General features: G+C 69.2%; 15 protein-coding genes. 13 read left to right on the top strand and 2 right to left on the bottom strand.

The window, feature by feature from the left end:
• Positions 1 to 379 precede the first annotated feature (379 nt).
• The 5 genes from AB0L60_RS03900 to AB0L60_RS03880 are packed head-to-tail and all read left to right on the top strand — an operon-like array spanning position 380 to position 6,371.
• The gene (locus AB0L60_RS03900; RefSeq protein WP_364606803.1) at positions 380 to 1,978 is read left to right on the top strand and encodes an ABC transporter substrate-binding protein; all 1,599 of its coding nucleotides are present in this window, start codon (positions 380 to 382) and stop codon (positions 1,976 to 1,978) included.
• 6 nt (positions 1,979 to 1,984) lie between these two features.
• On the top strand, positions 1,985 to 2,911 hold the full coding sequence (locus AB0L60_RS03895) for an ABC transporter permease (RefSeq protein ID WP_364606656.1): 927 nt from the start codon (positions 1,985 to 1,987) through the stop codon (positions 2,909 to 2,911).
• Positions 2,904 to 3,881 (top strand): ABC transporter permease, encoded by a 978-nt coding sequence (locus AB0L60_RS03890; RefSeq protein WP_364606653.1) that lies wholly within the window; start codon positions 2,904 to 2,906, stop codon positions 3,879 to 3,881. Before AB0L60_RS03895 ends, AB0L60_RS03890 begins: the two co-directional genes overlap by 8 nt.
• A 5-nt stretch (positions 3,882 to 3,886) precedes the next feature.
• Complete coding sequence (locus AB0L60_RS03885) at positions 3,887 to 5,575, top strand: ABC transporter ATP-binding protein (RefSeq protein WP_364606650.1); 1,689 nt, start codon at positions 3,887 to 3,889, stop codon at positions 5,573 to 5,575.
• Positions 5,576 to 5,624: 49 nt separating this feature from the next.
• The gene (locus AB0L60_RS03880; protein ID WP_364606647.1) at positions 5,625 to 6,371 is read left to right on the top strand and encodes an oxidoreductase; all 747 of its coding nucleotides are present in this window, start codon (positions 5,625 to 5,627) and stop codon (positions 6,369 to 6,371) included.
• 467 nt (positions 6,372 to 6,838) lie between these two features.
• Here AB0L60_RS03880 and AB0L60_RS03875 read toward each other — a convergent pair whose 3' ends face one another.
• The gene (locus AB0L60_RS03875) at positions 6,839 to 7,648 is read right to left on the bottom strand and encodes an HAD-IB family hydrolase (RefSeq protein WP_364606800.1); all 810 of its coding nucleotides are present in this window, start codon (positions 7,646 to 7,648) and stop codon (positions 6,839 to 6,841) included.
• Between the two features lie 382 nt (positions 7,649 to 8,030).
• On the opposite strand from AB0L60_RS03875, the gene ssd reads away from it, so the two are divergent.
• From ssd to AB0L60_RS03840, 7 genes are all read left to right on the top strand, one after another.
• On the top strand, positions 8,031 to 9,479 hold the full coding sequence (ssd, locus tag AB0L60_RS03870) for a septum site-determining protein Ssd (protein ID WP_364606644.1): 1,449 nt from the start codon (positions 8,031 to 8,033) through the stop codon (positions 9,477 to 9,479).
• Positions 9,476 to 10,672: a TadA family conjugal transfer-associated ATPase gene (locus tag AB0L60_RS03865; RefSeq protein ID WP_364606641.1), complete on the top strand. Its 1,197-nt coding sequence runs from the start codon at positions 9,476 to 9,478 to the stop codon at positions 10,670 to 10,672. The genes ssd and AB0L60_RS03865 overlap by 4 nt, the downstream gene beginning before the upstream one ends.
• Before the next feature lie 378 nt (positions 10,673 to 11,050).
• Entirely contained in the window at positions 11,051 to 11,719 is a 669-nt protein-coding gene (locus AB0L60_RS03860; protein ID WP_364606638.1) for a type II secretion system F family protein, read from the top strand.
• Positions 11,716 to 12,315 carry a type II secretion system F family protein gene (locus tag AB0L60_RS03855; protein ID WP_364606635.1) on the top strand — a complete coding sequence of 200 codons (600 nt, stop codon included), beginning with the start codon at positions 11,716 to 11,718 and terminating at the stop codon, positions 12,313 to 12,315. The genes AB0L60_RS03860 and AB0L60_RS03855 overlap by 4 nt, the downstream gene beginning before the upstream one ends.
• 72 nt (positions 12,316 to 12,387) lie before the next feature.
• A complete protein-coding gene (locus tag AB0L60_RS03850; RefSeq protein WP_364606632.1) occupies positions 12,388 to 12,603 on the top strand; it encodes a DUF4244 domain-containing protein in 216 nt (71 codons plus the stop codon).
• A 35-nt stretch (positions 12,604 to 12,638) separates the two neighbouring features.
• Positions 12,639 to 12,953 carry a TadE family type IV pilus minor pilin gene (locus tag AB0L60_RS03845; RefSeq protein WP_364606797.1) on the top strand — a complete coding sequence of 105 codons (315 nt, stop codon included), beginning with the start codon at positions 12,639 to 12,641 and terminating at the stop codon, positions 12,951 to 12,953.
• A gap of 116 nt (positions 12,954 to 13,069) precedes the next feature.
• Complete coding sequence (locus tag AB0L60_RS03840) at positions 13,070 to 13,327, top strand: Rv3654c family TadE-like protein (RefSeq protein WP_364606629.1); 258 nt, start codon at positions 13,070 to 13,072, stop codon at positions 13,325 to 13,327.
• A 353-nt stretch (positions 13,328 to 13,680) separates the two neighbouring features.
• On the opposite strand, the gene AB0L60_RS03835 is transcribed toward AB0L60_RS03840, so the two are convergent.
• Positions 13,681 to 16,059, bottom strand: coding sequence for a DEAD/DEAH box helicase (locus AB0L60_RS03835; RefSeq protein WP_364606626.1), 2,379 nt, complete (start codon positions 16,057 to 16,059; stop codon positions 13,681 to 13,683).
• 453 nt (positions 16,060 to 16,512) lie between these two features.
• Between AB0L60_RS03835 and AB0L60_RS03830 the strand changes: the two genes are divergently transcribed.
• Positions 16,513 to 16,719 carry a cold-shock protein gene (locus AB0L60_RS03830; RefSeq protein ID WP_011206895.1) on the top strand — a complete coding sequence of 69 codons (207 nt, stop codon included), beginning with the start codon at positions 16,513 to 16,515 and terminating at the stop codon, positions 16,717 to 16,719.
• The last annotated feature ends 3 nt before the right edge of the window (positions 16,720 to 16,722 follow it).

The raw sequence follows: 16,722 nt of genomic DNA, 5'->3' as shown, positions 1-16,722 counted from the left end.
GCGCTGGGCGGATAGGCATCCAGGTGGTCGGCGGTGGTGTCGGTCATCTCGTCTCTTCTTCTCTCGCATGCAGGCCGCGCAGAGGTGACGGCGGCCACGTTCGACCCTAACCGACTGTGACCTGCGTCGTGTTCCGCCGTCTCGATCGGTGGGCGTTCGTGACGAGGCTCCCATCGGCGGCATGACCGAACCGTGAACACGAGGTCGCCGCTGCTGTGCACTGTGTCACGTAGGGTCTCCCATTCGGATGCCCCATGTTGCCGGATTGCTAACAAGCCGAACATTCCCGTTTCGATCCGCTGACAACATCGACCGCGATCGTTAATGTCCGATTCACCCGAGGTCGACCGTTTCCTGGGATGGGAGAAACGCGTTGCGAATCAAGACGATCACCGCGCTCGCCGTGGCGGCACTGGCCACAAGCCTCAGCCTGACCGCATGCTCCTCCGGTGAGGACAACAATTCCGACTACGTCACCGTGAACGCCGCCGAACCGCAGAATCCGTTGGTGCCCACCAATACCAACGAGAACATGGGCGGCCGCGTGGTCGACCGGCTGTGGGCGGGGCTGAAGTACTACGACGCCAACGGCACTCCGCACGACGAGATGGCGCAGTCCATCGTCACGCCGGACCGCCAGCACTACACCATTACCATCAAGCCGGACTGGACGTTCACCGACGGTACCGCGGTGACCTCGAAATCCTTTGTGGACGCGTGGAATTACGGCGCCCTGGGCACCAACGCGCAGCTGCAGAACTGGGTCTTCACCCCGATCGTCGGCTATGACGACGTCGCGGCGAATCCGCCCAAGGCGCAGACCATGTCGGGTCTGAAGGTGGTCGACGACCACACCTTCACCGTCGACCTCAAACAGCCGTCCATCGACTTCGAGCTGGAACTCGGCTTCGCGCCGTTCTATCCGCTGCCCGCCGTGGCCTACAAGGACATGAAGGCCTTCGGCGAGAACCCGATCGGCAACGGCCCCTACAAGTTCGCCGGTGCCGGTGCCTGGCAGCACAATGTGCAGATCGAGGTGGTGCCCAACCCGGACTACAAGGGCGGGCGGCCCGCCAAGAACAAGGGCCTGCGCTTCAAGATGTACGCGAACATGGACACCGCGTACGCCGACCTGCTCCAGGGCAATCTGGACGGCCTGGACGTGATCCCGGACACCGCGCTGGCCACCTACGAGAAGGACCTGGGCGACCGGGCCATCCACAAGCCCATCGCCTACAGCCAGCACATCGGCATCCAGCCCAATGTCGCCCACTTCTCCGGACCCGAAGGAGTGCTGCGGCGCAAGGCGATTTCGATGGCCATCAACCGGGAACAGATCGCCGCCAACATCTTCCACAACACCCGCGTCCCCTGCCAGGACTTCACCGCCTTCACCCTGCCCGGGTTCCGCGCCGGCCTGCCGGGTTCCGAAGTACTGAAGTTCAATCCGGACGAGGCCAAGAAGCTGTGGGCGCAGGCCGACGCCATCTCGCCGTGGTCGGGCACCTTCCAGATCGCCTACAACTCCGACGGCGGTCATCAGGCCTGGATCGAGGCCACCGCGAACAGCATCAAGAACACCCTCGGCATCGACGCGGTCGGCGCGCCCTACCCGACGTTCAAGAACATTCGCGACGAGATCGTGCACGAGAACGTGGGCAAGGCGTTCCGCTACGGCTGGCAGGGCGACTACCCGTCCATGTTCGAATACCTGACCGCGCTGTTCCTGAGCACCTCGGAAACCAATGACGTGCACTACAAGAGCCCGGAATTCGACCGGCTGCTCAACAGCGCCCTCGCCGCCGCCACACCCGAACAGGCGTATGACGGCATCGCGCAGGCGCAGACCGTGCTGTTCCGGGACATGGCCGATATCCCGGTCTTCGACTACAACGTCGCGGCCGGGCGCTCGGACAAGGTGAAGCAGGCGCCCGTCTCCTGGTCGGGGCTGTTCGACTTCGAGAACATCGAGAAGTAGCCCGGCATGGCGTGGTACGTCGTGCGGCGGCTGCTCCAGATGATCCCGGTCTTCTTCGGGGCGACGCTGCTCATCTACGCGATGGTCTTCCTGATCCCCGGCGACCCCATCCAGGCGCTCGCCGGGGACCGGCAGATGACCCCGGCGGTGGAGGCGTCCCTGCGCGCCCGCTACCACCTGGATCAGCCGTTCTTCATCCAATACCTGGAGTACCTGAAAGGCATTGTCACGCTGGACTTCGGGACGTCCTTCTCGGGGCGGCCGGTGCGCGAGGAACTCGCCCGCGCGTTCCCGATCACCTTCCGGCTGTCCGTCATGGCGGTCTGCATCGAAGCGATCTTCGGCGTGACGTTCGGGCTGATCGCGGGGCTGCGCAAGGGCAAGCTCTTCGACTCCACCATGCTGGTGCTCAGCCTGGTGATCATCGCGGTGCCGATCTTCGTGGTGGGCTTCCTCGCGCAGTTCCTGCTCGGCGTGAAGTGGGGCATCGCACCGGTCACCGTCGGGGCGAAGGCGAGCTTCACGGATCTGCTGGTACCGGCGTTCGTGCTCGGGTCGCTGTCGTTCGCCTACGTGTTGCGGCTGACCCGGAACGCGGTGGCGGAGAACATGACCGCCGACTTCGTGCGCACCGCCACCGCCAAGGGGCTGAGCCGCAGGCGGGTGATCGTGGTGCACATCCTGCGCAATTCGATGATCCCGGTGGTCACCTTCCTCGGCACCGATCTGGGCTTCCTGCTCGGGGGCGCGGTGGTCACCGAGGGCATCTTCAATATCCCGGGCGTCGGCGGCACGCTCTACCAGGCCATTACGCGCGGAGAACCGCCCACGGTGGTGGCCTTCGTGACGGTGCTGATCGTGATCCTGTTGCTGTCCAACCTGATCGTCGACCTGCTCTACGCCGCCCTCGACCCGAGGATCCGCTATGCCTGAACCCGAGGCCCGCGACAGCCGGCAACCCGCGGTCCACGAAATGCGCCGTGGCCAGGAGCATTTCGTGGCGCCGCCGGACGAGGTCCAGGTCCTGGCCACCGACACCCTGGACGAGACCACCGCCCCCACCAGCGTGTGGCGGGACGCCTGGCGGCAGCTGCGGCGCAATCCCATCTTCCTCGCGGCGGCGGTGCTGATCGTGCTGGTGGTGCTGGTCGCCGTGTGGCCGCAGCTGTTCACCAGCCAGGATCCGCGCTACTGCAACGGCGATTTCAGCATGCGGAAGCCGTCCGGGGCGCACTGGTTCGGTTTCGACAAGCAGGGCTGCGACATCTACGCCCGCACCATCTACGGCGCCCGCGCCTCGGTGGTGACCGGTGTCGGCGCGACGCTGATGTACGTGCTCATCGGCGGCACCCTGGGTGCGATCGCCGGATACTATGGCGGGCTGCTGGATTCGGTGGTGTCGCGGATCTCGGAGGTGTTCTACGCGCTGCCGCTGATGCTGGCCTCCATCGTGCTCATGCAGCTGCTCGCCTCGCGCACGGTGTGGACGGTCATGCTCACGCTGGCCTCGTTCAGCTGGCCGCAGGCCGCGCGCATCGTGCGCGGCGCGGTGATCGAGTCGAAGAACAGCGAGTACGTCACGGCGGCAAAGGCCCTGGGCGTCTCCAGATTCCGGACGCTGGTGCGGCACGTGCTGCCCAACTCGGCCGGGCCGCTCATCGTGGTGAGCACCATCGCGCTGGGTGTCTTCATCGTCACCGAGGCGACGCTGTCGTATCTGGGCGTCGGGCTCACCCGGCAGACCGTGTCGTGGGGATCGGATATCGCCGTGGACCAGAAGGAGATTCGCACCTCGGCCATCCTGTTCTACCCGGCCACCGCGCTCGCGCTGACCGTGCTCAGCTTCATCATGCTCGGCGACGCCGTGCGCGACGCCTTCGACCCCAAGGCCCGCAGGAGGTGAGCGCCATGACCGAACCACTGCTCGAGGTCCGCGATCTGAACGTGGCCTTCACCGCCGACCGGCGCGAGATCCCGGCGGTGCGCGGGGTGAGCCTGACCGTGTATCCGGGTCAGACGGTCGCCATCGTCGGCGAATCCGGATCCGGCAAATCGACCACCGCGCACGCCATCATCGACCTGTTGCCCGGCACCGGCCGGATCACCTCCGGCTCGGTGCTCTTCGACGGCAAGGACCTGTCGAAGGCCACCGGCCGCGAGATCGTCGGAGTGCGCGGGCGCGGTATCGGCTTCGTGCCGCAGGACCCCATGTCCAATCTGAACCCGGTGTGGAAGGTCGGATTCCAGATCCGGGAAACCCTGGAGGCCAATGGCGTTGCCAAGGGCCGGGCCGCCCGGCAGCGGGCCGTCGAACTGCTCGCCGAGGCCGGTATGCCCGATGCCGAACGCCGCGTCAACCAGTACCCCCACGAATTCTCCGGCGGCATGCGCCAGCGCGCGCTCATCGCCATCGGCCTGTCCTGCCGGCCGAAACTGCTCATCGCCGACGAACCCACCTCGGCGCTCGACGTCACCGTGCAGCGCCAGATCCTCGACCACCTCGACGGCCTGACCACCGAACTCGGCACCGCGGTCCTGCTCATCACCCACGACCTGGGCCTGGCCGCCGAACGGGCCGAACACCTGGTCGTCATGTACCGCGGCCGCGTGGTGGAATCCGGTCCGGCCCTGCAGATCCTGCGCGAACCCCAGCACCTGTACACCAAGAAACTGGTGAACTCCGCGCCCTCGCTGGCCTCGCAGCGGCTGTCCTCGGTGCGCAAGCGGGCCGAGGTGCGGGAGCAGGCCGTCCAGGTCGCCGGGCAGCTGGCCGAAACCGACGCCGAATTCGTCAGTGCCCCCGACGATCTGCTCGTCGCGGACCACCTCACGCGGGTTTTCCGCATTCGCGGCAACGCGCCGTGGCGATCCTCCGAACTCGTTGCGGTGGACGATGTCTCGTTCACCCTGCGGCGCGGTACCACCACCGCGATCGTCGGCGAATCCGGTTCGGGCAAATCCACGGTGGCGCAGATGGTGCTGGGCCTGCTGCCGCCCACCGCCGGCCGCGTCACCTTCGACGGTCGCGAGGTGGCGACCCTGGATGCCAAGGCCGCCTTCGCTTTCCGCCGCCGCGTGCAACCCGTGTTCCAGGACCCGTACGGGTCCCTCGACCCGATGTACTCCATCTACCGGACCATCGAGGAGCCGCTGCGCACCCATCGCCTCGGCACCCCGGCCGAGCGCGAGGCCATCGTGCGCGATCTGCTCGACAAGGTCTCGCTCCCGGCCTCGGTCATGCGCCGCTACCCGAACGAGCTCTCCGGCGGCCAGCGCCAGCGCGTGGCCATCGCCCGGGCCCTGGCGCTCTCCCCGGAGCTGGTGGTCTGCGACGAGGCCGTCTCGGCCCTCGACGTGCTGGTGCAGGCCCAGATCCTGCAGCTGCTCAACGAGCTGCAGGCCGATCTCGGCCTCACCTACCTGTTCATCACCCACGACCTGGCCGTGGTCCGCCAGATCGCCGACGACGTCCTGGTCATGCAGCAGGGCAGGGTGGTCGAGGCCGCATCCACGACCGAGGTGTTCGACAACCCGCAGTCCGAATACACCCGCCGCCTCCTCGACGCCATCCCTGGTCGCGACCTCCTCGCGGGATGACCGACCGGGTGTCGGGGTGATCCGATACCCGGCAGTAGCCTCGTACCTCGTGACCGACCCGCTGCAGCCCCTCGTCGACCTGCCCGGCGTGCGCGATGCCGCTGACAAGGCCCGTGACGCCCTCGCCGAGGTGCATCGCCACCGGGCGAACCGCCGCGGCTGGCCCACCACCGCCGCCGAGGCCGCCGTCCGCGCGGCCCGCTCCTCCGCCGCCATCGACGGCGGCACCATCGATCTCCCCGCCGACGGCCGCGTCGACGACCCGATCCTGGCCGGCTCGCTGCGCGTGGGCCAGGCCCTCGACGCCGAGGCCCTCACCAATCTGGTCGGCGTCTGGCAGCGCGCCCCGCTCCAGGCTCTCGCCCGCCTGCACCTGCTCGCCGCCGCCGACATGGTCGACGACGAAGCGCAGCTGGGCCGCCCCCGCAATGTCCCCGGCGTCGCCGAACGCCTGGACCTGCTGGTCCAGACCATTACCGGTACGAAGGCCCCCGCGCCGGTGATCGCGGCCGTCGTTCACGGCGAACTGCTCTCCCTTCGGCCCTTCGGCACCGCCGACGGCATCGTCGCCCGGGCCGCCTCCCGCCTGGTCGCCGTGTCCAGTGGCCTGGACCCGCACAGCCTCGGCGTCCCCGAAGTCTTCTGGCTCCGCCGCCGCCAGGCCTACCTCGACGCCGCGGCCGCCTTCGGCATGGGAACTGCGGAGGGCGTCGGCGGCTGGGTGATCTTCACCTGTGGCGCCCTGGAAGATGGCGCCCGCGAAGCCCGCTCGATCGCGGACGCCGCCTCGGGGTAAGCCCCCCTGATCGCGAAACCGCCTGTACGCCAAGGTGTCCCGGGGTCCATACACGTCAAAGCGGGCGGCGTTGTCGCGAATTGCGACCTCACCGCCCGCTAGCACGGACCACCCGGTTACCAAGCGTGCTTTTCTGGTTGTGTTTTCTTCGGCCTCGGCGAGCTCTCCAGGATTCAGCGGTTCATCCCCGCATTGATTGCGAGGCCGTTGCCGTCGATATCCTGGATAACGCAGGCCCACAACTACTGTTGCCCTTGTCGCGGCGTGCTCCGCGTGGGTGCCTGGTGTCCGTGCTGGGAAGGGTGGGATGGGAGGTCGAATCTTCTCTTCCGATCCGATCTTGGCCTTCCGTCCTTCCGTGCCTCCATTGTTACCCCGTGACCGCCATCACATCAAGACCTGGGGAAACTTTCAAAAACTCGGCGTGTCCCGCCATTTTTCATCCGGGCGTTTCCGGCGGGTCGGCGTCACCGGCGGCGCCGCAGCAGCCGGTAGGTGAGCGCTCCCGCCGCCAGCGCGCTGAGCCCGACCGCGGCGGTCGCGGCCACCGTGGTGGTGGTCGGAGCCGGGATCCGCGCCCACAGCGACACCGGATTGGAGAAGGCGAGAATCGGCCAGCCGCGGGTGGTGGCCTCGCGCCGCAGGCTCCGATCCGGATTCACCGCCGTGGGGTGGCCCACCACCTCGAGCATGGGCAGATCGGTGACCGAGTCGGAGTAGGCGTAACAGCGCGACAGGTCGTAATCATATTGCGCCGCAAGCTTTTCGATGGCCTCGACCTTGCCCGGGCCATAGCAGTAGAACTCGACTTCGCCCGCGTACCTGCCGTTTTCGATGACCATGCGGGTGGCAGCGAAGTGGTCCGCCCCGAGCGCCGCGGCGATCGGGGCGACCATCTCCTCGCCGGAGGCGGAGATGATCACCACGTCGTGGCCTCGAATCCGGTGGTCCGCAATGAGATCCGCGGCCTCGGCGTAGATGAGCGGGTCCACGATGTCGTGCAGGGTCTCGGCGACGATCGAGCGCACCTGGTCCACATCCCAGCCCGCGCACATCTTGGTCAGATGCTCGCGCATGCGCTCCATCTGATCGTGATCGGCGCCGGACAGCAGGAACAGGAAGTGGGCGTAGCTGCTCTCCAGCACGGCCCGCCGGCTGAGCAGTCCCTGGTCCAGGAACGGCTTGCTGAACACGAAGGCGCTCGACCTGGCGATCACCGTCTTGTCGAGATCGAAGAAGGCGGCGACTCGTCCGCGTTCGGCTGTCACGTCGTCCAGGATATGGTTCCGCGTCGCGCCATTTCATTCGCCTCCAGCGCAGGCGTGGCGAGGGTCACCGCGAGACCCGGTTCATCCGGGTTAGCCAGGGGGAAGCCGGGCCGTCGGGGCAGGAAAAAGACTCGCCGGGCGGACTTGCAATCCGGTCGGGGCTTGGGTGTAGTATCGCAGATACCTGGACATGGTCCAGGCGCGTTCAGCCCGACCCCCCGGGGCTGAACCCGACGGCCCCAGCCTCCTCCCCCCCCGGCTGGGGCCGTCCTCTATTTACGGACAGTTCTGGATCCGTTCCCGCTCCCTGCGTTCTGCACAGGCCGCGTGTTATCCACACTCGCCGTGGAGGCGCTTTCGCCGCTGCTCCGATCGGGCGACGCTGACCTGCATGAACTCCGATCCCGCCACCCCACCGGCTCTGTCGCTGGTCGCCGATCCCCGCCTGCGCGACGAGATTCGCCGCATCGCCGCCGCGGCCGACCGCCCGCTCGACGAGCGCGTGCCGCCGCCCGGCCGCCACGCCTGGACCAATGCGTCCGTGATCATCGTCGATACCGCTGCCGCACATAGCTGTGCGTCCGCCGCCCACCCCCGCCGCCCGGGGATTCTCCTGGTGACCGATGGCGAGCCCGGTTTGCTCGATTGGCAGGCCGCCACCGCGGCCGGTGCCGAACAGGTGCTGCCCCTGCCCGCCGCCGCCGACGCACTGATCGCCGCCTTCGCCGCCCACGACCGCCGGCGCCCCGGCGACGGCGCGGTCCTCGCGGTGGCCGGCGCGGGCGCGGGATCCGGCGCCTCCGTGCTGGCCGCCGCCGTAGCCCTCACGGCCGCAGGCCGTTTCCGCGACCGCACCCTGCTGGTCGACTGCGCTCCCTACGGTGGCGGCCTCGACCTCCTCCTCGGTCTGGAGCGGGCGCCTGGGCTGCGCTGGCCCGACCTCACCATCGAACACGGCCGCGTTTCCGCCCCCGCTCTGCACGAGGCGCTGCCCGCCACTGCGGGGTTGGCCGTGCTCTCTTGCGGAAGAGGCGCTCCCGCAAGCGAACTCGGCGCGCTCTCGCCGAGGGTGGACCCGATTGCCACTGGGCGCAGCTCCATCGGCGGTGCCGCTTCCCACGCGCAGCCCGCACCGATGCTTCATCCCGCCCCGCTCTGTTCCGACGGAACATCCTCGCTCGCAACGGACCTCGACCGGCCTTCGTCTTGCCTGGTCGACCGCGGCGTCGCTGTCTTCAGTCCGCAGGCGCTCTCCGGTGCGACCGGTGATCCTGCGGCCGAGCTGAGCCGTGCCGACGGATCGGTGGCGGCGGCACTCGCGCCCGCCGCGGTGCGAGCCGTCCTCGAGGGCGGCCGAGCGGCGGGTGATCTCGTGGTCGCGGACCTGTCCAGCGACCACGGACCGCACACCGACCAGGTTCTCGATGTGGCCGATCTGGTGGTGCTGGTGACCCAGGCACGCCTGCGCTCGATCGCCGCGGCCGAATCCGCCGCGGCCTACCTGACCGCGCGAAATCCGAATGTGCGTTTGATCGTCCGGGGCCCCGCGCCCGGCGGCCTCGCCCCGTCCGATATCGCCGGGGCGCTCGCGCTGCCGCTGCTCACCGCGGTCCCGTCGCAGCCGGGCCTGACCGAGCGCCTGGAACGCGGGGGCCTGACCGTCCGGAGGCGTGGTCCGCTTCGCACCGCCGCCGAAACCGCTTTGACCGCACTGTTTTCCGAGAGTCCCCGCTACGGCCGGCCTCCCGGCGGCCCGGGTCCCTCGTGGTGGCGCATCGCCCGCGTGCACGGCTCGACCTGCGGTTCTCCGCTGCCGGCACCCACGGGAGCCCGGAAATGAGTGAGCTGGTGACGACCGAGCTGCTGGAGCGGGTGCGGGAACGGCTGGCGGAAGGGGCGGCGGATCCGGATCCGGCGCGGGTGGCGGCGGCCATTCGGGCCGAGGCGGGCGGGGTGCTCGCGGACACGGATCTGTTGCGGGCCTTGCGTTTGCTGCAGACCGAGATGACCGGCGCGGGCGTGCTGGAGCCGCTGCTGCACGACCCCGAGGTGGCCGATGTGCTTGTCACCGGGCCGGATTCGGTGTGGGTCGATCGGGGTCGGGGCCTGCGGCGTACCTCGGTGCGGTTTCCGGACGAGGCGGCGGTGCGGCGGCTGGCGCAGCGATTGGCCCTGGCGGCCGGACGGCGGCTGGATGATGCGCAGCCGTGGGTGGACGGACGGCTGGCGGGAACCGAAGCGGCATCGGGGGATTCCTTCGGGGTGCGGTTGCACGCGGTACTGTCGCCGATCGCGCACGGCGGCACCTGCCTGTCGCTGCGCGTGCTGCGCCCCGCCACCCAGGGTCTGGACGCGCTGGCCGCGGCCGGTGCGGTGCCACCGGACGCGAAGTTCCTGCTGGAGCACATCATTCGTGCCCGGCTCGCCTTCCTGGTGGTCGGTGGCACCGGCGCGGGGAAGACCACACTGCTGTCGGGCCTGCTGGCCAAGGTGGCCCCGGCCGAGCGGATCGTCTGCGTCGAGGACGCGGCCGAGCTCGCGCCACCGCATCCGCATGTGGTCCGCCTGGTCGCCCGCCCCGCCAATGTCGAGGGTGCGGGCCAGGTCACCGTGCGCGATCTGGTGCGCCAGGCGCTCCGTATGCGCCCGGATCGCATTGTGGTGGGCGAGGTTCGGGGCGCCGAGGTCGTCGATCTGCTGACCGCGCTCAATACCGGCCACGACGGTGGGGCGGGGACCGTGCACGCCAACTCGCCCGGCGAGGTCCCGGCCCGGCTGGAGGCGCTCGCGGCCCTGGGCGGTATGCCCGCGCCCGCCCTGCACAGCCAGCTGGCCGCCGCGATCCAGGTGATCCTGCACGTCCACCGCCGGCCCGACGGCCGTCGCACGCTCCGCGAAATCGGTGTGGTCACCCCGGTCGACGGCCGGGTTCGGATCGCACCCGCATGGACCGCCGACACTCGTCCGACCCCGGGCGCAGTGCTCCTCAGGAAACTCCTCGACGAAAGGACTCCGGATGATCCCCGCGAGTGAAGACTGCCCGGGCTCGTGCGGTTGCCCCCGGCCCCGATCGGATTTGCCGTTCCACGGTTCGATTCCGCCCTCCAACGCCGACTCGGATCGGTTGTGCTGCAATTTTTTCGGGCTGCGTGGCTCGCGGTTCGCGGGATTGCGGTTGGCGTGGCGCGATGGTGGTTGCCAGGCGAGTATCACCGATTCGATTGGCGCCGAGGATGATCCGGGATCGAAGCAGTCCGGAGGTGACTGATGGGATCCGGCTTCGGCTCGCACGCGCTCGCATCGGTCTGCCTCGCGCTGGCGCTGCTCGTGGTGCCTCCGCCGATCGCTCGGCGGCGCCTGTCTCGGCTGTTCGAGCTTCGCGCGTGCGGGCGAAAGACCAGGCGCAGCTGGATGATTCGCATTGCGCCGTTGTCGGCGGTGCCCCTGATGCTCCTCATCGGCCCCGGTCCGGTGGTGGCCGCGGTACTGCTGGCGGCCACCGTGCTGATTCGGTGCCGCCGCACGAGGCGAGAACGGCAGCGGGGCATCGAGGTCGCACAGTTGCTCGAGGGGCTGGAGGCGGTGATCGGGGAGCTGCGGATCGGCGCACATCCGAGCGCCGCGGCCGAGGTGGCGGCCCGTGAGACCGCGGGCGACGTGGCACGGGCCTTCGCGGTCAGCGCGGCGCGGAGCCGGTTGGGCGGGTCCGGCGCGGAGGGCCTGCGGCGTCCCGGATCGGTGGTGGCGCGGGAACTGTCCCGAGTGGCCGGCGCCTGGCGGGTGGCCGAGCGGCACGGGCTCGCCCTGGCCGAGCTGCTGGCCGCCGTGCGTTCGGATCTACTGGGCCGCAAGCGCTTCCGCGACCGCACGTCCGCGGCGCTGGCCGGGGCCCGGGCGACCGCCGTGGTGCTGGCCCTGCTGCCCCTGCTCGGCCTCGGCCTGGGCGAGCTGATGGGTGCGTCACCGCTGCGTGTGCTGTTGCTGTCCTCGGCGGGCACGCTGCTGCTGCCCCTGGGGTCCGCCCTGACCTGCGCCGGTCTGCTGTGGGCCGACGCTATCACCGACAAGGTGCTGCGATGACTCCGTCCGTGGCCGCGGTGCTGGCGGCCATCGCGGTGCTCATGCTGCCGGGCCGGGCCGGTGCGGTCCGCCGGCTGCGCCGACTGCGGGACCCGGTGCACGGTAATACACTGCCGCAACCGGAGTTCCGGGCCGAGCCGGATCCGCTCGGGGTCGCCTCCGCCCTCGATCTGCTGGCGGCGTGCCTGCGCGCCGGGCTGCCCACCGCCTCCGCTGCCGCGGCGGTCGCGTCCGAGGCTCCCGATCCACTGGCCTCGGCGCTGTGCCGGGTTGCCGACCTGCTGGCGCTGGGCGCGGATCCGGCCACCGCGTGGGAGCAGGCCACTGCCGGCTCCGCCGAGGAGACGGTGACGGCATTGGCGCGGCTGGCCCGCCGCTCGGCGCGCTCGGGAACCGGATTGGCCACGGCCGTAGCCGAATTGGCGGAGCGCCGCCGGGGCGAGCTCGAGGATGTGGCCGCGGCCCGGGCCGAGCGGGCCGGGGTGCTGATCGGCGGCCCACTCGGCCTCTGCTTCCTGCCCGCCTTCCTGTGCCTGGGAATCGTCCCGGTCGTGATCGGCCTGGCGGGCCGGGTGTTGGAAGGCGGTCTGCTGTGACCGCCGGGGGCCGCGAGGTTCACCACTGTGCCGGTGCGGATCGGCCGTGCCGGAGTGAGGGAAGGAGCGAGCATGGGAACGACCGTCCGAAACCTGCTTTGGGAACTGCGGACCCGGCTGCTGCACGCCGTGACCGCGGACCACGGGATGAGCACCGCCGAATACGCGATCGGGACGATCGCGGCCGCTGCCTTCGGGGCGGTGCTGTACACCGTCGTGACCGGCGACAGCATTGTGAGCGCCCTGTCCAACATCATCGACAAGGCGCTGAAGACTCCCGTCAAGTGACGTATGACACACCACCTCACCATGCCGAGGCGGGCATGGCGACCGTGGAGGCGGCCATAGCGCTGGCCGCCCTCGTCGCGGTTCTGGTCTTGGGCGTCGGCGCCCTGCTGGCGGTATCGGCGCAGGTGCGTTGTGTCGATGCCGCCCGCGAGGCGGCCCGTCTCGCCGCCCGCGGTGACACCGACGTCGGCGTCGCCACCGCCCGCCGGGTCGCACCGCCCGGTGCCCGGGTCGTGGTCCGAACCGAGGGAGACCTGGTCGTGGCCGAGGTGAGTGCCCGCGCCACCATTGTTCCGGTCACCCTGCACGCGGCGGCGGTGGCGGCGCGGGAACCCGGAGCATCCCGATGAGGCGCACGACCATGGATCGGGCCGGGAGCGAGGCGGGTGGCGTGACCGTCACCGCGTGCCTGGCCCTGGTCGGGCTGCTGGCGATCGCGGTCCTGATTGCCTAGGTCGGAGTGGCGGTGGCGGCCCGGCACCGGGTGCAGGCCGCCGCGGATCTGAGTGCGCTGGCCGCAGCCGGCGCGCTGGATGGCGGCGTCTCCGCCGCGTGCGGCCGGGCCGCGGCCGTCGCGGGCCGGATGGGTGTGCGACCGGCCGGATGCGTGGTGCTGGGCTGGGACGTGACGGTGACGGTTGCCGGACGGGTATCGCTGGGCCCACTGGGGGAACGGGACATGCGCGCGGTCGCGCGGGCGGGCCCGGCGGACGAGCCGAGGTAGCGAGGCAATATCTCGTACCGATCGGTTGGTTAGAAATGTGATGGCGCGGGCCACATCGGTGGTCGATCAATGTCGAAATTCGATGAATGCGAGAGGCGAATAGATTGGGTATCGATTGCTTTCCAATTCGTTCCCGGAGACTCATTCGAATGAATGCACAGGTAAATCCGGGAACGACATTATCTAACAGGGCAATCCCTCAGTTAACAGGATAGCATCCCTTTTTAATCGACGTGAGTCTCCGGCGTGTCGCGGCCACCCCTCAGCATCCGGATTCCGCCCGATATCAGCCAGCTGACAAGGCCGACCGGTTGGTCGTGTGGCGCTCCGGTCTCACGGCGGAGACGGCTGTGTCACGGTTCGGGAGAGCGGTCGTCATCTTCCCCGAGTTCGGCCAGCACGGCCCGCAGTAGCCGGGCCGCACCGGCCTTGTCCAGCGGGTTGTTGCCGTTGCCGCACTTGGGTGACTGCACGCAGGACGGGCACCCGTGCGCGCACGCGCAGGACTCGATGGCGCCCAGCGTGGCCGTCAGCCAGTGCCGCAGCCGGACGAAGCCGCGCTCGGCGAAGCCCGCCCCGCCCGGATGCCCGTCGTAGACGAAGACCGTGGGCAGCCCGGTGTCGGCGTGTTCGGCGGTGGACACGCCGCCGATATCCCACCGATCGCAGGTCGCCACCAGTGGCAGCATGCCGATCGCGGCGTGTTCGGCCGCGTGCAGCGCGCCCGCGGCGTGCCGGGCGTCGATCCCGGCCCGGGCCAGCAGGTCCGGCGTGACCGTGTAGAACACGGCCCGGGTGGGCAGCGTCTGCGCCGGCAGGTCCAGCGGCACCAGGTCCAGCACCTCTCCGCTGGGCAGCCGGCGCAGGTACGCGACCACCTGGCGGGTCACCAGCACCTGCGCCAAAGCCGTTGTGACCGAGCCGTATCGGCGCTCCTCGGTCACCGCCTCGATCTCCAGTGAGGTGACCACCCGCGCGCTGGTGCTCCATCCCGGCGTGTCGGCGTGCACCAGCGCGACGCCCTCCTCGAGGTCCAGCTCGTCGACCACGTAGCTCTCGCCCTGATGCAGGTGCACCGCGCCCGGATGCAGGGTGGCCGGAGCGCGCCCGGCGTCGGTGGTGCCCAGCATGCGGCCCGACTCGCCGTCCACCACCGCCACCGCCGTACCGATGCCGCCGCGCACGTCCACAGCGTCGTGCGGATGCGCGTCGGCGGTCACGAACCAGCGTGCCGACCCATCCCGCGCCACGCCCGCGCGCCGCCGGATCAAACCCTGTTCGGCCAGGTCGGACAGCAGTTCCCAGGCCTGGAAGGCATGCACTTCCGCATCGCTGAGCGGCTGTTCCATCGCCGCGCACAGCAGATGCGGCCCGAGCACGTACGGGTTGTGCGGGTCGGTGATGGTGGCTTCCAGGGGCCGCCCGAGCAGCGCCTGCGGGTGATGCACGAGGTAGGTGTCCAGCGGGTCGTCCCGCGCGATGAGCAGCACCAGCGACCCCTGGGTGCGCCGCCCGGCGCGCCCGGCCTGCTGCCAGAACGAGGCGACCGTCCCCGGATATCCCGCCACCACAACGGCATCCAGCCCGGCGATGTCCACGCCCAGTTCCAGCGCATTCGTGGTGGCCGCACCCAGCAGCGAGCCGTCCGAGAGCGCCGCCTCCAGCGCCCGCCGGTCCTCGGCCAGGTAGCCGGCCCGATAGGCCGCGACACGACCAGGGAGCTCGGCATCCACCTCCGCCAGCAGCCGCCGTGTGTCCATGGCGACCAGTTCGGCGCTGCGTCGTGACCGCACGAAGGTCAGCGTGCGCGCCCCCTCGACCACCAGATCCGCCATCACGGTGGCGGCCTCGGCCCCGGCCGAACGCCGCACGGCCGCACCGTTTTCCCCGGTCACGCCGCTGCCGAGCAGCGGCGGCTCCCACAGCGCCACGGTCCGCGCGCCCTGCGGCGACCCGTCGTCGGTGACCGCGACACACGGTGCGCCGATCAGCTTTTCGGCGGTGGCCGCCGGATCGGCCGTGGTCGCCGAGCACAGCACGAAAACGGGATCCGCTCCGTAACGCTCGGCGAGTCGCCGTAGCCGGCGCAGCACCAGCGCCACGTGCGAGCCGAAAACTCCGCGATAGATATGACATTCGTCGACCACGATGTATTTGAGCTGACGCAACAATCGCGCCCACCGCTGATGAGACCGCAGCATTCCGACGTGCAGCATGTCCGGATTGGTGAACACCCATCGCGCGTGCGCCCGCACCCACTGCCGGATTTCCGCCGGCGTATCGCCGTCATACGGCGCGGGATGAATGGTGCGCAGCGGATCTTCGCTGGTCAGCTCGTTGACCATGCGCAGCTGATCGGCCCCCAGCGCTTTGGTCGGCGACAGATAGAGCGCCGTGGCTCGCGGATCCTGTTGCAGCGCGGTCAAAACCGGCAGCTGATATGCCAGCGATTTCCCGGACGCCGTCCCGGTCGACACCACCACGTGCCGCCCCGCCGCGGCCAGTTCCGCGGCCCGGCTCTGGTGGCTCCACGGCTCCGCGACTCCGGCCGCCTGAACTGCGGCGATGACATCCGGAGATGTCCATTCGGGCCATTTCGTGATCTGCGCCGCGCGCGGCGGTAGCTCGCTGACATGGGTGAGCCGGGGGTCACCCGAAAGCGGGCTGTTAAGGACACGATTCAGCAACGATCTCCCGTAGCTGATGTCGCTGTTGTCTCCGGATCGACGCATCGGATCCCCGCCATTCATCGAAGCGTCACCGCGACACGCCCAAGGGGTGCGAAACGTGTGTGCGCCCGCTGCCTCACCTGCCATTTCACTGCAGAGTAGCGACCTGCCTCACACCCCGTTTGCCAGATGCTCGCTCTGTTATCCGGAAGCAAACCAACTTCAAGTACAGATTTGGGCATTATGCCCCTCACCTGCGCATTCGCAAGATCAACTTTTTTGCAAATTGTGGGTAACTCCGCTGTTGAATTCCCGGAAGACATGGTTCACTGGTTCCTGGTCGCAAGCTTCTGTGTTCGAGGGAACGGATCGAAAGTCCAAACCATCAGCAGGATCGATGTTGCGAACGGTGTACTAGGTGCTTTCCTGCAGGGGGAACAGAGTACAGCGGTCTCAACGGACCCGGTGGATGAACCCAGTTGTCCGCCGTTCCGGTATGGAAAGAGAAGGAACAGAATGGCACAGGGAACTGTGAAGTGGTTCAACGCGGAGAAGGGGTTCGGCTTCATCGCGCCCGAGGACGGCTCAGCTGACGTCTTCGTCCACTACTCCGAGATCCAGGGGTCGGGCTTCCGCACCCTCGAGGAGAACCAGAAGGTCGAGTTTGAGGTTGGTCAAGGCACCAAGGGCCCGCAGGCCACCGGTGTTCGCGCGCTCTCCTGAGCG

Origin of the sequence: Nocardia sp. NPDC051981, from assembly GCF_040680715.1 — a bacterium.
Taxonomy (GTDB): domain Bacteria; phylum Actinomycetota; class Actinomycetes; order Mycobacteriales; family Mycobacteriaceae; genus Nocardia.
This window is presented reverse-complemented; position numbering and strand designations above follow the sequence as displayed.